Raw genomic sequence first — 16,296 nt, forward strand, 5'->3', positions numbered from 1 at the left:
AATCGATGAAAAATCCGTATTGCGTACTCATGGGTTAATCCTTATACCTTCGCGATTTCAACCAGGTTCGTGTGCTGCGGGTTGCCCTTTGCCAGCGGAGACTGGCGATGGGTCGTTAGCGTATTGATACAGGAACCGTGGTCGATACGGTCACCATCCATTTTGGCATCGTGCCATGCACCCTGGCCCATCGCAGAGACACCCGGCATGATGCGCGGAGTGACTTTCGCCGCAATACGCACTTCGCCGCGACCGTTAAACACCCGTACCATGTCACCGTTCTTTATGCCGCGCTTTTGCGCATCAATCGGATTGATCCACACTTCCTGACGGCATGCCGCCTGCAGAACATCGACATTACCGTAGCTGGAGTGGGTTCGTGCTTTATAGTGGAAGCCGAAAAGCTGCAGCGGGAATTTATCGCGCAGCGGATCGTCCCAGCCTTCGAAGGTGGAGGCATAGACCGGTAGCGGGCTGATGGTTTCATCTTTTTCTAGCTGCCATTTCGCTGCAATATCAGCCAGTTGAGCAGAATAAATCTCAATTTTGCCCGATGGCGTTTTTAACGGGTTGGCATCGGGGTTGTTGCGGAAATCCTTATAGGCGACAAAGTGTCCGTTCGGATCTTTACGCTTGTAGATGCCCATTTTCTTGAGTTCATCATAGGTTGGCAGTTCGGCATCCTTCGCGCGCATTTTGGCGTAAAGATACTGCAGCCACTGCTCCTGAGTACGACCTTCGGTGAACTTCTGGTGAACGTCGTCACCCAGACGTTTCGCGACTTCGCTTAAGATCCAGTAAATTGGCTTTCGCTCGAACTTCGGCGCGGTTGCCGGTTGGATAAAGATCAGGTAGCCCATGTTCCCGGCATAGTCATTCGGGATGATATCTTCCTGCTCGACGGTCATCAGATCCGGCAGCAGGATATCGGCGTATTTCGCCGACGCGGTCATGAAGTTTTCAATCACCACGATCATTTCGCACTTACTTTCATCCTGCAAAATCTCATGGGTTTTGTTGATGTCAGAGTGCTGGTTGATGATGGTGTTGCCGGCATAGTTCCAGAAGAACTTGATTGGCACATCGAGCTTTTCTTTGCCGCGTACGCCGTCCCGGGTAGCGGTCATTTCCGCGCCGTGATCGATTGCATCGGTCCAGGTGAAGCAGGAGATTGCCGTTTTAACCGGGTTGGTCAGAACCGGGAAGCGCTCAATGGTGATGGTATAGGTAGACTCGCGGGCGCCGCTGTTACCGCCGTTGATGCCCACGTTGCCGGTGAGAATTGACAGCATGGCGATGGCTCGTGCAGCCAGTTCACCGTTAGCCTGGCGCTGTGGCCCCCAGCCCTGACAAATATAGGCCGGCTTGGTGCTGCCGATTTCGCGTGCCAGTTTAATAATGCGATCGGCGGGAATACCGGTGATGCGCGAGGCCCATTGCGGCGTTTTGGCGATGCCGTCGTCGCCCTGGCCCTGAATATAGGCTTTATAGTGACCGTTGGCCGGAGCCCCTTCTGGCAGCGTAGTCTCATCGTAACCCACGCAGTACTGGTCGAGGAACGGCTGGTCAACGAGATTTTCATCAATCATCACCCAAGCGATACCGGCCACCAGCGCGGCATCTGTACCGGGGCGAATCGGGATCCACTCATCTTCACGGCCGGCGGCGGTGTCGGTATAGCGCGGATCGATAACGATCATGCGCGCATTTGAACGTTCGCGCGCCTGCTCAAGGTAATAGGTGATCCCGCCACCGCTCATGCGCGTTTCGGCAGGGTTATTGCCAAACATCACTACCAGTTTGCTGTTTTCGATATCGGAGGTGCTGTTGCCTTCGTTACTGCCGTAGGTATACGGCATGGCGCAGGCGATCTGGGCGGTGCTGTAGGTGCCGTACTGATTAAGTGAACCGCCGTAGCAGTTCATTAAGCGCATCACCGCTGAACCGGAAGGCGAGGAGCGGGTAATGTTGCCGCCGACAATACCGGAAGAGTAATTGATATAAACAGATTCGTTGCCGTAATCTTTCACGACGCGCTGCAGGTTATTGGCGATGGTATCGAGCGCTTCCTGCCAGCTAATACGTTCAAACTTGCCTTCACCACGCTTGCCCACGCGCTTCATCGGATAGTTCAGACGATCGGGGTGATTGATGCGGCGGCGGATGGATCGCCCGCGCAGGCAGGCGCGGACCTGGTGTTCGCCATAGATATCCTGGCCCGTATTGTCGGTTTCAACCCAATAGACCTCGTCATCTTTGACGTGCAGACGCAAGGCGCAGCGGCTACCGCAGTTGACCGAGCAGGCGCCCCAGACCACTTTGTCGTCCGTGCGCCCGGCCTGTTGTACCGCGGCCGCAGTGGCGCGCAAAGAGAAGGGTAGCGACAGCCCGCCCGCCGCCAAGGCTAAAGAACCGATAGCCGATGATTTAATCAGGCTGCGTCGGCTCAGCCCTCCATGCTTTTCCAGATTCGACATCACTCACTACATTATTGTTTATTGATTTCAGATGGAAATTAAAATCCGGCTAAGAATGGAGGGATGATACCTGGTAAGTGGTATACAAGTATTATCCCTGGTCAAATAGGAATATGACTACAACAGGTTATTTTTTGCGGGGCGTTTGCCAGGTTCTCAGCTGCTGTGCATAATTGTTTTACAACAAAAAAACATTATTTTTACGGTGAATGTTTTCCGCATACCGGAGAATATTGGCTGTCCCCTACAGGAAAAGTCTCATGCACGATATGTCTTCGCACATCGTTCCGCTGCCGGCGATCGATACGGTCACGGTTCCCTATAAAGGGGTAAATTATTTACGCCCCGAAATTTTACTCGATTTCGTTAGCGTGACCCCTGGGCATGTCCTCGCCATTACGCCGCTGGCGGTACTTTATTCAAGCGTTGGTGTCTCGCAATCGACCGAATTGCGCAAGATCCCAGTACTGGTCTCAGGACGGGTGGTTTATCCGATTAGTTCGCAGACGCTCCCGTGCCTACACGCGAAGCTCATCATTAACACGCACTCACAGCAGCTGCGTTTTCAGGGCAATCTTGATGCTCTATCGGACGACCGTTCATTAAGGGATGGGGTATTAATTGGTATCGCGCTGGCGTTTACGGTAGCTGACGAAGGTTAAGACGGCACCGCCTCCGCAGAGGCGGTATCGCATTACTGAGCGCTGTCGGTGCGGGTGTATAGAATCTTGAAGGTATCGTTAGCGCAGTGACCTACAACCTGTGCACCGGGCTGATCGGCCTGATCGTTAGGAACGATATCAAGAGTGAAGGCGCTTTCAGCGACCCCGTTGTTGACGATTTTTTGCTGAATGTCGCTCCTGAAGCGTTCACATGAATCCGGAACGGCCGCCAGTGCAGGCATCGCCCCTGCAAGTAACAGCGCGAGTAACCAACGTGAAGATCTCATGATCGGCTCCTTTTCAGTAGACTCGGAAAAAGTATAACAGTGGTAGTGTAAATAATTGTATTTCCTAATATCATTGAGAAAATCCCGAAACAGGACCGCGGTTTGAAGAAACTTATTTTACTGGCGTCAGCGCTGACGCTACTCAGCGGCTGCGACAATCACGATTCGCCTGCGGCATTTACTCCGGAAATGGCCAGCTTTTCCAATGAGTTTGATTTCGATCCGCTGCGTGGACCGGTGAAAGACTTCAGTCAAACGTTGATCAATGAGAAGGGCGAAGTTGCCAAGCGCGTCAGCGCGCAAATATCGCGCGAAGGCTGTTTTGACTTACTGGAGTTTCATAACATCGAAGAGGATACCGGCGCCCTGCTGGTGCTGGATGCCAACTATTATCTCGATGGCGTGACGCGGGAGAAGCGCGTGCGCCTGCAGGGGAAATGTCAGTTGGCAGAGTTCCCTTCAGCGGGAGTGGCCTGGGAAACGGACGATAATGGCTTCGTGGTGAAGGCACTCAGTAAAGAAAGTGAAGTGGACTACCGCTATGACGACGAAGGCTATCCGCTTGGCAAGACCTCAACGGTAAAAGATAACACGCTGTCGGTGGTCTCCACGCCTTCGCAGGATGTCCGCAAAAAGCTCGACTATACCGCCGTGAGCCTGCTGAATAAGCTGCCCGTCACCAACGTAACGCAAAGCTGCGAATACGACAGGCACGATAACCCGGTGAGCTGCGAGCTGAAGATTGTTGATGCAAGCGCGAAACCGCCGGTCACTCAGCATTACACGATCAAAAATACGATTGAGTACTACTGAGAGAAAATGAGAAGGGCGCCGATGGCGCCCTTTTTTACACTATGGGTTGATTGAACGACCGGTAGAGCGATCGAGGCAACGCAATGTGTTCGGTTCCCAGTAAGCATTGACGTTCGGGCTCTGCTGGCATTTATCGCGAGCATCAAAAGCGACGTCGGTTTTATCCCACTCTTTTTCCGCGCGTTTGTTAACTTTCTGACGCAGCTGGCGAGTGTCGTTCCACTGCTCTTTGTCCATCGCTGCATTCTGGCGACTCTGGGCGCTATCGCCCGATTCGATCACCAGTTTGTTAGTTTCAGCAGAGGCAGATGCGGTGTACACGATGGCTCCCAGCGCGAGCATTGCCGTCAGGCACAGGCGTTTGCCAAGTGTAATTTTCATTTGCATGTTCCTTCGAGATAGTGAATACGATAACTCCTTAAACCAGTTTACTACATCTCTTTCGGCTGGCATACCTGCGAAAAAAACGTGGTCGAAACCTGCGTTTTTTTCCGTATGATGGCGCAATCGGTTCATTATTGATGATGCAAGATGTTAAAGACCTCGCTACTGTTTTTTGCTACCGCACTGTGTGAAATCGTTGGCTGCTATCTTCCCTGGTTATGGTTGAAGCGAGGTGCTACGCCGCTATTGTTGGTACCAGCGGGCTTAGCGCTGGCGATGTTTGTCTGGTTATTGACGTTACATCCTGCCGCGAGCGGGCGCGTGTATGCCGCCTATGGCGGAGTCTATATCTTTACCGCGCTGCTGTGGCTTCGGGTGGTGGAAGGCGAGAAGCTGACCGCCTACGATTGGCTGGGAGCGGCAGTCGCGCTATGTGGCATGCTGATCATTGTTGCCGGCTGGGGGCGGAGTTAAATCCGCCATCCGTTTCCTGTGTGATCTCTCAGTCGTTTGTTCGATTTAAAACCCCGCGTTTTGTGATCCTTCTCGGCATTTTTTGATCTCTATACTTGTATGGTAGTAGTTCAGGGCGTAAGTTTTGCTCACTAACCGATGAGATGTAAGGATTGAAGATGAAAATTGTGGGTGCTGAGGTTTTTGTAACCTGTCCTGGTCGTAACTTTGTCACGCTGAAAATTACTACCGATAGCGGATTGGTTGGCTACGGCGATGCCACGTTGAATGGTCGCGAACTGCCAGTTGCATCCTACCTGAAGGATCATCTGTGCCCGCAGCTACTGGGACGTGATGCACACCGCATCGAAGATATTTGGCAGTTCTTCTATAAAGGCGCGTACTGGCGTCGTGGGCCGGTAACGATGTCGGCAATCTCGGCAATTGATATGGCGCTGTGGGATATCAAGGCCAAGGCCGCCAACATGCCGTTGTACCAGCTGCTGGGTGGTGCATCCCGTGAAGGAGTGATGGTTTATTGCCACACCACGGGGCGCACCATCGATGAGGTACTGGAAGACTACGCGCGCCACAAAGAAATGGGCTTTAAGGCCATTCGCGTTCAGTGCGGCGTGCCAGGTATGAAAACCACCTACGGGATGTCGAAAGGCAAAGGGCTGGCCTACGAGCCAGCGACGAAAGGCCAGTGGCCGGAAGAACAGCTGTGGTCGACGGAAAAATATCTTGATTTCACGCCAAAACTGTTCGATGCCGTACGTAATCAGTTCGGTTTCAACGAACATCTACTGCACGACATGCATCACCGTCTGACGCCGATTGAAGCGGCGCGTTTTGGTAAAAGCATCGAGCAGTATCGTCTGTTCTGGATGGAAGACCCAACGCCTGCAGAGAACCAGGAGTGTTTCCGCCTGATTCGTCAGCATACCGTCACGCCGATTGCGGTGGGTGAGGTATTCAATAGCATCTGGGATTGCAAACAGCTGATTGAAGAACAGCTGATTGACTACATCCGCACCACCATGACCCATGCAGGTGGCATCACCGGAATGCGCAGAATCGCTGATTTTGCCTCGCTTTACCAGGTTCGTACTGGCTCACACGGTCCATCCGATCTTTCACCTGTCTGCATGGCAGCTGCGCTGCACTTTGACCTATGGGTACCGAACTTCGGTGTTCAGGAATATATGGGCTACTCCGAGCAGATGCTGGAAGTCTTCCCACACAACTGGACCTTCGATAACGGCTATATGCACCCAGGCGATAAACCGGGCTTAGGCATCGAGTTTGACGAAAAACTGGCGGCTAAATATCCGTACGACCCTGCGTATTTACCGGTCGCCCGGCTGGAGGACGGCACGCTGTGGAACTGGTAATTCATTCTGCTTTTTAATTTCATTCATCATTGCCAAAGAGAAAAAACATGGACTTCATTAACGATCGTTTCATGATCGAGAGTGAAGTCGGTGTTCGGTTATATAAAGAAGTTGCAGCACAATTACCGATCATCGACTATCACTGTCACCTTGATGCAAAAGAAATATACGAAAATAAAAGCCTCGAAAATATCACACAGCTATGGCTAGCCGGAGACCATTATAAATGGCGCGCAATGCGCGCTAATGGCATTGCCGAACGTTATATTACCGGTGATGCAACGGCAGAGGAAAAGTTTAAAGCCTGGGCTGAAACGGTGGAGTCTTCATTTGGTAATCCGCTCTATCACTGGACGCATTTAGAATTAAATAAGTATTTTTCCTGTAATGAAATGCTTAGCAGTGAAAACTGGCAGGAAATAATGCAGCACTGTAATCAACAGATGGCCGGAGAAGATTTTAAACCGCGTAGTTTAATTGCGCGTTCTAACGTTGAGGTAATCTGTACAACCGATGCACCGCTGGATTCTTTGGAATACCATCGTTTGTTACAGCAGGATTCAACTTTTAAAACACGGGTGCTGCCAACGTTCCGTCCGGACGATGTTTTTGAACCTGATGCAAATAGGTTTGCGCGCTTTGTTGATAAGCTGGCCGCGCTGACCGGCCGTGAAATTTGTACTTTTGCTGATTTTTCAGCGGCGCTGGCGCAGCGAATTGACTGGTTCCATGAATCGGGATGCCGCATCTCCGATCACGGTCCGGTCATCCTTGAGTATCAGGCAGCGGATGAGCAACGTGTTAACGGACTTTTCAACCAAAAGCGTGGTGGTGAAGCGTTAACTGGGCTTGAGAGCGCGCAGCTGACGAGTGCGATATTTGTCATGCTGGCGAAAGAATATAAACAGCGCGGCTGGGCGATGCAGATCCATTTCGGTGCAATTCGCAGCAACAATAGCAAAATGCACCAGCAGCTAGGGATTAACACGGGGTTTGATTCAATAGCCGACCAAAGCAATCTGGCCGCTGGTCTGAACCAGCTTCTGGACGCAATGGCACGGATTAACGCGCTACCAAAAACAATTCTCTACAACCTTAATGGCAGCTATAACGATATTGTCGCCACCACCATTGCCAATTTCCAGTCGGGTGAAGATGGCGTGAAATCACCGATGCAGTTTGGTTCCGGCTGGTGGTTTAACGATACCCGCCGGGGTATGGAAAACCAACTCAATAGCCTCGCCGACCAGGGCTTATTAATGCATTTTGTGGGCATGCTCACCGACTCCCGGAGTTTGGTTTCTTACCCTCGTCATGATTATTTTCGTCGGATTCTTTGCAATTTAATAGGCAGTTGGGTTGACCGTGGGGAAATTCCTGATAACGACAGGATCTTAACGCGGATGATTAGGAATATATGTCACGACAATGCAGTTAATTATTTTAGATTCTAACGTCCTTCCTTAAATGAGGGTAGAACATGTCTCGTACTAATAGAAAAATAACAATTCCCGTCAGTATTGGCTATGGCTTAACGGATATCATGGGCGGTGGCGCATTTACCGTTATTGGTGCATGGCTTTTATTCTTTTACACAACTTTTGTTGGTCTATCTCCGGTTGAGGCGGCATCCATTGTTGCTATTGCGCGTATCGTAGATGCGATAGTCAGCCTGTTCATGGGCAGCTTCACCGACCACTTTTATAAAAACGCATTGGGTAAACGGTTTGGCCGTCGACGCTTCTTTTTGCTGATCGGTGCGCCGTTGATGCTGGTCTATACGTTGTTGTGGGTGACCGGTATGAGCTTCTGGTTCTACCTGGCGGTTTATCTGGCTTTCGAAGTGATTGCGGCAATGGTACTCATCCCTTGGGAAACCCTGCCGTCTGAAATGACCAAGGATTTTAACTCCCGTACCAAGCTTTCGACTTGCCGTATGTTCCTGTCGGCATCCGGTACTTTCCTGGCGACCTTTATTCCAGGGCTGTTGATAAGTCATTTCGGTGAGCACGATCCGCACGCGTACTTTATTAATGGCGTTGTGTTCTCGGTCATCTTTATGCTGTGCGTCTTTATTTCGTGGAAAGTGACCTGGGAACGTGAGTTGACGCCGGAAATGCAGGCGGAGTTAGAGAGTCATCGCCAGCCAACCTCGTTTATGGAAAAAGTCGTTGCCGTTGGTCGCCTGTTTAAAGAGTACTATTCCACGCTCAAAGTCCGAGCCTTTAGAAAACACCTGGCGATTTATCTGTTCTCCTTTACGGCAAAAGATGTCTATAACACAGTCTTTGTCTTCTTCTGCGTGTACTGCCTCAACGTCTCGTCTTCACTGTCGGGGACGCTGCTGTCAATGAGTATCGTGGGGTTGCCGGTGACGCTGTTGGCTGGTGTCGCTATCATCAAATACGGTCCGTCGCGTTTGTATGTGTTTGCCTACACGTCGATGTTGTTGTGTCTGGCCGGCCTGTTTATGGTTTATCAGTTCCCAACCGATAACAAAGTGACCATTTTGCTGGTGCTGGCTGCACTGTATCAGGTTGGTCGTTGCGTGCTTGAGTTCACGCCGTGGAACGTATTCCCATTCATCCCAGATATTGATGAAATGATCACTCGCCAGCGTCGCGAAGGGTTATTTGCTGCCGTTATGACGTTCTCTCGTAAAACTACGGTGGCTATCGCGACTTTCGCCGTCGGCGTGATGTTGCAGGAGGGTGGTTTTGTGAAGGGCAGTCAGGTCCAGCCGGAAAGCGCGGTTAATACTATCGCCATGATGTTGTTTATCGGTACAGCGGGACTGCTGCTGATTGCACTGTGGCAGGCGTTAACCTTCCATCTCAACAAGCAGACTCATAAGATCTTTGTCGATGAAGTTGAGCGTTTGAAAGCGCATGGTTCGAAACAGGACGTGACGCCACAGGCCCGACATATCGTAGAAGATCTGACCGGTTACTCGTATGACGATTTGTGGAACGAGCCGCAGAACACCGAGAGTCAAACATCTCGCCCGATGCGGGCACACTAACGATAGCGCTGACAGCATAGGGAGATTTTTGCCTATGCTGTCACACAACTTAAAAATCATGTCATACCAATCGCCAATAAGTTAACGCAAATCAAAAACACCTCAAATGAACTCGTTAATCTAGTATGGCAATCAACGTTCTCTACAGTGAGTCAAAAAGATGCAGAATAAGCTATTAACCGCTAAGGCAACTCTCCCGACCTACGACCGCAGCAAGCTGGTGTCACGTATCGTACACTTGGGCTTTGGTGCGTTCCATCGCGCTCATCAGGCTGTTTATGCCGATATCCTTGCCGCAGAACATGGCAGCGATTGGGGATATACCGAAGTTAACCTGATTGGCGGTGAGCAGCAGATTGCCGACCTGAACCATCAGGACAATTTATACACCGTGGCAGAAATGTCGGCTGACGCCTGGACTGCTCGCGTTGTGGGTGTGGTCAAAGAAGCGCTGCACGCCCAGGTTGATGGGCTGGAAACCGTACTGGCGAAAATGTGCGAACCTCAGGTAGCGATTGTTTCTTTAACCATTACCGAAAAAGGCTATTGCCACTCTCCGGCCACTGGCCAACTGATGCTCGATCATCCATTTATTGCCGCTGATTTGCAAAATCCGCACCAGCCGAAATCTGCACCGGGTGTCGTGGTAGAAGCACTGGCGCGTCGTAAGGCGGCGGGGCTCCCGGCATTCAGCGTGATGTCCTGCGATAATATGCCGGAAAACGGCCATGTGATGCGTAACGTGGTGTGTGCTTACGCCCGTGCCGTGGATGCCGCTCTGGCTGACTGGATCGAGTCCCACGTCACGTTCCCGTCTACCATGGTTGACCGCATTGTGCCCGCCGTAACCCCAGAAACGCTGGATAAAATTGAACAGCTGACCGGCGTTCGCGATCCTGCAGGCGTGGCCTGTGAGCCGTTCCGCCAGTGGGTTATCGAAGATAACTTTGTAGCAGGGCGTCCGGCATGGGAAAAAGCGGGGGCAGAGCTGGTGAGCGACGTGATCCCGTTTGAAGAGATGAAACTGCGTATGCTGAACGGCAGTCACTCTTTCCTGGCGTATCTGGGCTATCTGGCGGGTTATCAGCATATCAACGACTGTATGGGCGATGAAAACTATCGCCGCGCTGCGCATGACCTGATGTTAAAAGAACAGGCACCAACGCTGAAAGTGCAGAACGTCGATCTGGCGCGCTACGCGGACTTACTGATTGCGCGGTATACCAACCCGGCTTTGCGTCACCGTAGCTGGCAGATCGCGATGGACGGTAGTCAGAAATTACCGCAGCGTATGCTCGATTCCGTGCGCTGGCATCTGGCGGATAGCAGTAGCTTCACGCTGTTAGCGTTAGGCGTTGCCGGTTGGATGCGCTACGTAGGCGGTGTGGATGAGCAGGGTAACGCAATTGAAGTTTGTGACCCGCTGCTGCCGGTGATTCAGGCGGCGGTTGCACAGAGCGAAGAGGGCGAATCCCGCGTGAAAGCGCTGCTGGCTATTGAGGCGATCTTCGGTAAGGACCTGCCGCTGAACGGTCAGTTTGTTGACCAGGTGATAAATGCGTATTTGTCTCTTCTCAGCAAAGGCGCGAAAGCGACTGTCGCGGCATACATCTAATCAGTAAAGCTATACTGCCAAGCGCCGTCATTTTATGGCGGCGCTTTTCCGCGTCTGAACTCCAGTTTTTTCCTGCGATATCCTGATTTCCCCCACAAATTTTATCTGCGCAATCTTATTTCCGGTCATTCTTTCATCTACGACATTTTTGTGATCTGTATTGCTGTTTCTTTCTAATTATACTTGTATGGTAGATATATGGAGCAAGATATGTACAGTATTAGGTGGTTATTTGTTCAGTGATATCCTAAGGGGCAACAGAGATGAGAAGTGTGGTTATCGAAAAACCAAACCAATTAACGCTTGAGGAACGACCGATTCCTTCTCCAGGAAAGAATGAAGTTCGAGTAAGAATAAAAAGCGCCAGTATTTGTGGTTCTGATATTCACATTTGGCATGGACATAATCCTTTTGCAAAATATCCGCGAGTGATTGGACATGAATTTTCTGGGGTTATTGATGCTGTAGGTGAGAATGTGTCGAAGGCTCGTCTTGGCGAGCGGGTTGCTGTGGATCCGGTGGTGAGTTGCGGATATTGCTATCCTTGCCTGACGGGCAAACCAAATGTCTGTACATCACTCTCGGTCATTGGCGTCCATCATGATGGCGGGTTCAGTGAATATGCCTGTGTCCCGCAATACAATGCAAAATTATTGCCGGAAAGCATTCCTGACAGCATTGCCAGCCTTGTTGAGCCTTTCACCATTGGCGCCAATATCTGCGGCAAAATGCAACCTACTGAACTTGATGTTGCGCTTATTTATGGCGCCGGGCCAATGGGACTTACCGCCATACAGGTATTACGCCATGTATATAATGTCAAAAAGATAATTGCTGTCGACCGTATTGATGAACGATTAACACTGGCGAAGGAAAATGGTGCTGACGTTGTTATCAATAATAAAGACATATCGTTAACTGAAACCCTGAATGATGTACCTACATTAATTATTGATGCTGCCTGCCATCCGTCAATCTTGAATGAAGCCATACAGATAGCGTCACCTGCGGCGCGGATTGGACTGTTGGGATTCTCAGATACACCCGCAACTCTCGTCCAAAAAGAGATTACCAGTAAAGAGTTGACTATTTTCACCTCCCGCCTTAACAGTAATAAATTTCCTGAAGTGATCGAATGGATTTCACAGGGGAAAGTATTCCCGGAAAAATTAATCACTCATCGTTTTTCTTTGGATAGCGTATTGTCCGCTATGGAGTTATTTGAACACGATGCCAGAACGTGCTGCAAAGTTGTATTAGATATTCAGTAGTCGAAATTAATATTTGTAATCTGATAAAACTGCGCCTTATCGCTCAGCGCAGTGGCCATGATTTTATTCTTGCTATATTAATTAGCCATTAAACTGGAGATTGATTCATGACAAAAATTTCATTTAATGAAATGAAGAATACTGTGAAACAAGCTTTTCTGAATGCGGGTCTTCATGAAAAACAAGCAGATATTTGCGCTCAAATTCATACGGAAACTAGCTGTGATGGGATTTTTTCTCATGGACTTAATCGCGTGGCGCGCTTTGTCGATTATGTGAATAAAGGTTGGGTTGATATTAACGCGGCTCCGGAACGCGTGAAATCACTGGCCTCTTTAGAAATATACGATGGCCATCGCGGCATTGGTATCACCAACGCGTTATTTGCTACGGAGCGAGCAGTTGAGCTCGCTAAACAATATGGTGTTGGTATCGTCGGGATGCGAAACACAACTCACTGGATGCGTGGCGGCACCTACGGTTGGAAGGCTGCACAACAAGGCTACGCAGCAGTCTGCTGGACTAACACCGAATCCTGTATGCCAGCCTGGGGAGCGAAGAATACTCGCCTTGGTAATAACCCGTTTGTGATGGCCGTTCCTCTGCATGAAGGCGCGATGGTTCTGGATATGGCGATGTCACAATATGCCTATGGCAAGCTGCAGGTAACTCGTCTTAAAGGAGAGAAACTGCCGTTCCCTGGCGGTTATGATAAAGAGGGTAACCTCACTGATGAGCCAGGGCCAATTGAAGAGTCCATGCGTATTCTGCCTACTGGATACTGGAAAGGCTCGGGTATGGCGATCCTGCTCGATGCGATGGCGGCATTTTTAACCGCCGGTTCACCAACGAATGAGATTGATAAGATCCAGCAAGGTAGTTGTACCGGGGCAAGCCAGGTGTTTATGGTCTTTGACCCGGAACATTTTGGTGGCGCTGAGTTTAGTGAAAATATGGCCCAAAGTGTCGCTGAATATGTGAAAACATCTGCGCCAGCGGAAGGCATTAAAGAGGTTTACTATCCTGGGGAAATGGAGATGAAAAACCGTGCTAACTTTATGAATAGCGGCATCCCGGTCGATGATGGTGTCTGGACAGAAGTCGTACAACTTGCGGAGCGCAGGGTGTTATGATTAGTGGAAATATTCAGCAACTCCCGCAGGCGGTGAAAGAATTGCCGGCAGAGATTTATACTGTCCTGGAAAATATTGCCGGTTTTGATTGGCGACAACATCAGGATGGCCAACTCGAAATAGATGGTATTGTCTACAAAACGTTTACAGCTGATACCGTAACTGCAGAAAACCGTCGACCGGAAACGCATAAAAAGTTCATTGATGTACAGTACGTGATTACCGGCAATGAGTGGATAGAGTTTGCCGTGCGAGGAGGCTCCGTGCCTCAGGAGGTAAACCCGCTACAGGATAATTATTTCTATCAGCGGGAATCTTTAAGCTTAAACGATATGTTGCTGAGGGCTGGAGACTACGTGATCTTTTTCCCCTGGGATATCCATGCGCCGTTGTGCCATAAGCAAGATCCTCAGCGCGTAAGAAAAATGGTGGTAAAAGTCCCCCTCGAGACGTTGTAATCAATTAGGTAGCGAACCAACGCCTCCCATTAGTGGAGGCGTTTTATTTTTTCTGATATTCCATGACAACACTTCTTTGAGTTCCTTTAAGTTAGTTGAAATAACAGACGTTTATTTTCACGTTTGTCTCATCATTATGAACAAAAAATGCTATATCCAGCAGAATAACTGTGGCATGGTTATAGCAGGAGATTAATGGACTATCTGTAATAAGGAGCTCGGGCTATGTACAAAAAAATTCTCATGCCTGTAGATGTATTTGAAATGGATTTAAGTGATAAAGCCATCCGCCATGCCGTTTACTTGGCCGGTGAAACGGGTGAAATTACCTTATTTAATGTTTTGCCTAACAGTAATCGCTCGATTTTACGCGGTTTTGCTTCAGATATTAAAAAGTTTGAAGACTATATGTTGGCAGAATCAACAAAGAAAATGGTGAGTCTCCAGCGTTTATTTGACATGCCTGCGGAGCGACTGCATACCGAAGTTCGTTTTGGGAATATACGCGACGAGATCCTCGCAAAGGGTAAAAGTGGTGAATATGACGTGATTGTCATTGGTTCACGTCAGCGGGGGATGAGTACCCATTTGCTGGGGTCAAACGCTGAATCTATCCTGCGCTACGCCAATATCCCAACAATGGTGGTTCGCTAATAAAAAAGGCCTTCATGATGAAGGCCTTTTTTCTATTCCTCGCTAAACCAGTCACGATTTTCCTGACGGATAAGCAATACCGACTCGCTAATTTCCTGTAGATGCAGCGTCATCGCTTTATCCACGGCGTCGACATCACGTTTCTCCAATGCTGAGAATATTTCGTGATGCTGCTTTAGCAGCATTTCTGGGGATGATACATGATCAAGACTCATGTAACGGACCCGGTCAATGGCGGCTTTAATATTTTCAATAGTGTCCCAGGCCAGTTGGCAATCGGCAATGCTGGAAAGCAACTGATGGAATTCATCATCAAGCTGAAAAAAGTCATTGAGCTGCTGGCGGTCAATGGCAATACGCTGCTGATGTAAATTTTGCTCAAGCAGATAGCTTTGTGCATCAGTGATCATCGTTGCCGCCCGACGAGCCACGGCGCATTCAATCGCCTGGCGTACGAAGCAGCCGTTACGCACCTGCGAGAGGGATATTTTATTTACGTAGCTACCGCGCTGCGGGCGAATTTGAATCAGGCCATTTTCGGCAAGCTTAATAAATGCTTCGCGTACCGGCTGACGAGAGACGTCAAACCGCAAAGAGACCTCTTTTTCGGACAGCGGGGTACCTGGCGCAATAAGGCAATGCACAATATCGCGACGCAGAATGCGATAAATCTGTTGGTTGACGGGCTGTGTAGGGTTCAGTTGGGTTTCGGCGGCCATTGAATCGTTCTTATCAGCTGATTAAGCTGCTATTTTACGCTTTTTTTGCTTTGTAGCCCAGCCCGACCGACGGTCGAGCCGGGAATTAATGCTAAGCCTGGCGATGGACGCTAAGGCCTGCATAGGTTTGGCTTACCGGCATCATTTCGACGGTATTGATATTGACGTGTTTTGGCAGCGTTGCGACCCACCAAACGGCCTCTGTCACGTCTTCCGGCGTCAGCGCGTTGGTGTTTTCGTAGGTTTTGCCAGCTTTCGCATCGTCGCCTTTAAAGCGCACATTCGAAAACTCGGTGCCACCCACAAGACCCGGCTCAACGTCAGTCACGCGGACGGCGGTGCCATGCAGGTCGGTACGCAGATTAAGGCTGAACTGACGAACAAACGCCTTGGTGGCGCCGTAAACATTGCCGCCGGCGTAAGGCCAGCTTCCGGCGGTGGAGCCGATGTTGATAATATGTCCGCGGTTACGCTCGACCATTCCCGGCAGAACGGCACGCGTCATATACACCAGGCCCTTGTTGTTGGTATCAATCATATCTTCCCAATCTTCAACGCTGGCTTTGTGCGCCGGCTCCAGACCCAGCGCCAGGCCGGCGTTGTTGACCAGAATGTCGATTTCCTGCCACTGCGCAGGAAGATTGGCGATTGTCTCTTCAATGGCCGCGCGGTTTCGCACATCAAGCTGTACGGTCAGTACGCTATCACCCAGCTCATCTTGCAGCGCTTTCAAACGTTCGCTACGACGGCCAGTGGCAATCACTTTATGCCCGTTGGCAATAAAACGACGCGTAATGCTTTCGCCAAAACCCGCCGTTGCCCCGGTTACCAGTACGATCATCTTTCTGTTCCTTCAACGCGTTAGTGTGTCATCACGATAGCACGCTATCTTTATCTGGGGAAAGATACCGCGACAGCCTGAGAAATCATTGCGGTCTATCAATAGCTTGCTAC

At 50.1% G+C, this 16,296-nt stretch carries 16 protein-coding genes; 11 read left to right on the forward strand and 5 right to left on the reverse strand.

All coding sequences use genetic code 11. From position 1 onward, the window contains the following. Window positions 1-41: 41 nt before the first annotated feature. Window positions 42-2,477 carry a selenate/tellurate reductase subunit YnfE gene (ynfE, locus tag KCR01S_RS18670; RefSeq protein WP_061284578.1) on the reverse strand — a complete coding sequence of 812 codons (2,436 nt, stop codon included), beginning with the start codon at window positions 2,475-2,477 and terminating at the stop codon, window positions 42-44. Window positions 2,478-2,737: 260 nt separating this feature from the next. On the opposite strand from ynfE, the gene KCR01S_RS18675 reads away from it, so the two are divergent. Then, a complete protein-coding gene (locus KCR01S_RS18675; protein ID WP_061284579.1) occupies window positions 2,738-3,139 on the forward strand; it encodes a hypothetical protein in 402 nt (133 codons plus the stop codon). 32 nt (window positions 3,140-3,171) lie between these two features. On the opposite strand, the gene KCR01S_RS18680 is transcribed toward KCR01S_RS18675, so the two are convergent. Next, window positions 3,172-3,426 carry a DUF1161 domain-containing protein gene (locus KCR01S_RS18680; RefSeq protein WP_061284580.1) on the reverse strand — a complete coding sequence of 85 codons (255 nt, stop codon included), beginning with the start codon at window positions 3,424-3,426 and terminating at the stop codon, window positions 3,172-3,174. Between the two features lie 102 nt (window positions 3,427-3,528). On the opposite strand from KCR01S_RS18680, the gene KCR01S_RS18685 reads away from it, so the two are divergent. Continuing rightward, window positions 3,529-4,239, forward strand: a complete 711-nt coding sequence (locus tag KCR01S_RS18685; RefSeq protein WP_061284581.1) for a YnfC family lipoprotein — start codon at window positions 3,529-3,531, stop codon at window positions 4,237-4,239. A gap of 39 nt (window positions 4,240-4,278) precedes the next feature. Here KCR01S_RS18685 and KCR01S_RS18690 read toward each other — a convergent pair whose 3' ends face one another. Beyond that, the gene (locus KCR01S_RS18690; protein ID WP_052282541.1) at window positions 4,279-4,620 is read right to left on the reverse strand and encodes a DUF1283 family protein; all 342 of its coding nucleotides are present in this window, start codon (window positions 4,618-4,620) and stop codon (window positions 4,279-4,281) included. A 150-nt stretch (window positions 4,621-4,770) separates the two neighbouring features. On the opposite strand from KCR01S_RS18690, the gene KCR01S_RS18695 reads away from it, so the two are divergent. The 9 genes from KCR01S_RS18695 to KCR01S_RS18735 all read left to right on the forward strand — a co-directional run bounded on the left by KCR01S_RS18695 (window position 4,771) and on the right by KCR01S_RS18735 (window position 14,623). Beyond that, window positions 4,771-5,097 (forward strand): YnfA family protein, encoded by a 327-nt coding sequence (locus KCR01S_RS18695; protein WP_061284582.1) that lies wholly within the window; start codon window positions 4,771-4,773, stop codon window positions 5,095-5,097. A gap of 158 nt (window positions 5,098-5,255) precedes the next feature. Continuing rightward, entirely contained in the window at window positions 5,256-6,470 is a 1,215-nt protein-coding gene (gene rspA, locus KCR01S_RS18700) for a starvation-sensing protein RspA (RefSeq protein WP_061284583.1), read from the forward strand. A gap of 47 nt (window positions 6,471-6,517) precedes the next feature. Continuing rightward, entirely contained in the window at window positions 6,518-7,924 is a 1,407-nt protein-coding gene (gene uxaC / locus KCR01S_RS18705; protein ID WP_061284584.1) for a glucuronate isomerase, read from the forward strand. A 26-nt stretch (window positions 7,925-7,950) separates the two neighbouring features. After that, on the forward strand, window positions 7,951-9,492 hold the full coding sequence (locus tag KCR01S_RS18710) for an MFS transporter (protein ID WP_061284585.1): 1,542 nt from the start codon (window positions 7,951-7,953) through the stop codon (window positions 9,490-9,492). Window positions 9,493-9,652: 160 nt separating this feature from the next. Continuing rightward, entirely contained in the window at window positions 9,653-11,107 is a 1,455-nt protein-coding gene (locus tag KCR01S_RS18715) for a mannitol dehydrogenase family protein (RefSeq protein WP_061284586.1), read from the forward strand. Window positions 11,108-11,370: 263 nt separating this feature from the next. Then, the gene (locus KCR01S_RS18720) at window positions 11,371-12,378 is read left to right on the forward strand and encodes a Zn-dependent oxidoreductase (protein WP_061284587.1); all 1,008 of its coding nucleotides are present in this window, start codon (window positions 11,371-11,373) and stop codon (window positions 12,376-12,378) included. Between the two features lie 107 nt (window positions 12,379-12,485). Next, window positions 12,486-13,511 carry a 3-dehydro-L-gulonate 2-dehydrogenase gene (yiaK, locus tag KCR01S_RS18725; RefSeq protein ID WP_061284588.1) on the forward strand — a complete coding sequence of 342 codons (1,026 nt, stop codon included), beginning with the start codon at window positions 12,486-12,488 and terminating at the stop codon, window positions 13,509-13,511. Continuing rightward, the gene (locus tag KCR01S_RS18730) at window positions 13,508-13,969 is read left to right on the forward strand and encodes a NanQ anomerase/TabA/YiaL family protein (protein WP_061284589.1); all 462 of its coding nucleotides are present in this window, start codon (window positions 13,508-13,510) and stop codon (window positions 13,967-13,969) included. Before yiaK ends, KCR01S_RS18730 begins: the two co-directional genes overlap by 4 nt. 225 nt (window positions 13,970-14,194) lie before the next feature. Beyond that, window positions 14,195-14,623 carry a universal stress protein gene (locus KCR01S_RS18735; RefSeq protein WP_061284590.1) on the forward strand — a complete coding sequence of 143 codons (429 nt, stop codon included), beginning with the start codon at window positions 14,195-14,197 and terminating at the stop codon, window positions 14,621-14,623. A gap of 32 nt (window positions 14,624-14,655) precedes the next feature. Here the strand turns inward: KCR01S_RS18735 and KCR01S_RS18740 are convergent, their stop codons facing one another. Both KCR01S_RS18740 and ydfG read right to left on the reverse strand, forming a co-directional pair. Further along, window positions 14,656-15,342, reverse strand: a complete 687-nt coding sequence (locus KCR01S_RS18740; RefSeq protein WP_061284591.1) for a GntR family transcriptional regulator — start codon at window positions 15,340-15,342, stop codon at window positions 14,656-14,658. A 91-nt stretch (window positions 15,343-15,433) separates the two neighbouring features. Continuing rightward, a complete protein-coding gene (gene ydfG / locus KCR01S_RS18745) occupies window positions 15,434-16,183 on the reverse strand; it encodes a bifunctional NADP-dependent 3-hydroxy acid dehydrogenase/3-hydroxypropionate dehydrogenase YdfG (protein WP_061284592.1) in 750 nt (249 codons plus the stop codon). Window positions 16,184-16,296: the final 113 nt, after the last annotated feature.

Source organism: Kluyvera cryocrescens NBRC 102467 (genome assembly GCF_001571285.1).
Taxonomy (GTDB): Bacteria; Pseudomonadota; Gammaproteobacteria; order Enterobacterales; family Enterobacteriaceae; genus Kluyvera; species Kluyvera cryocrescens.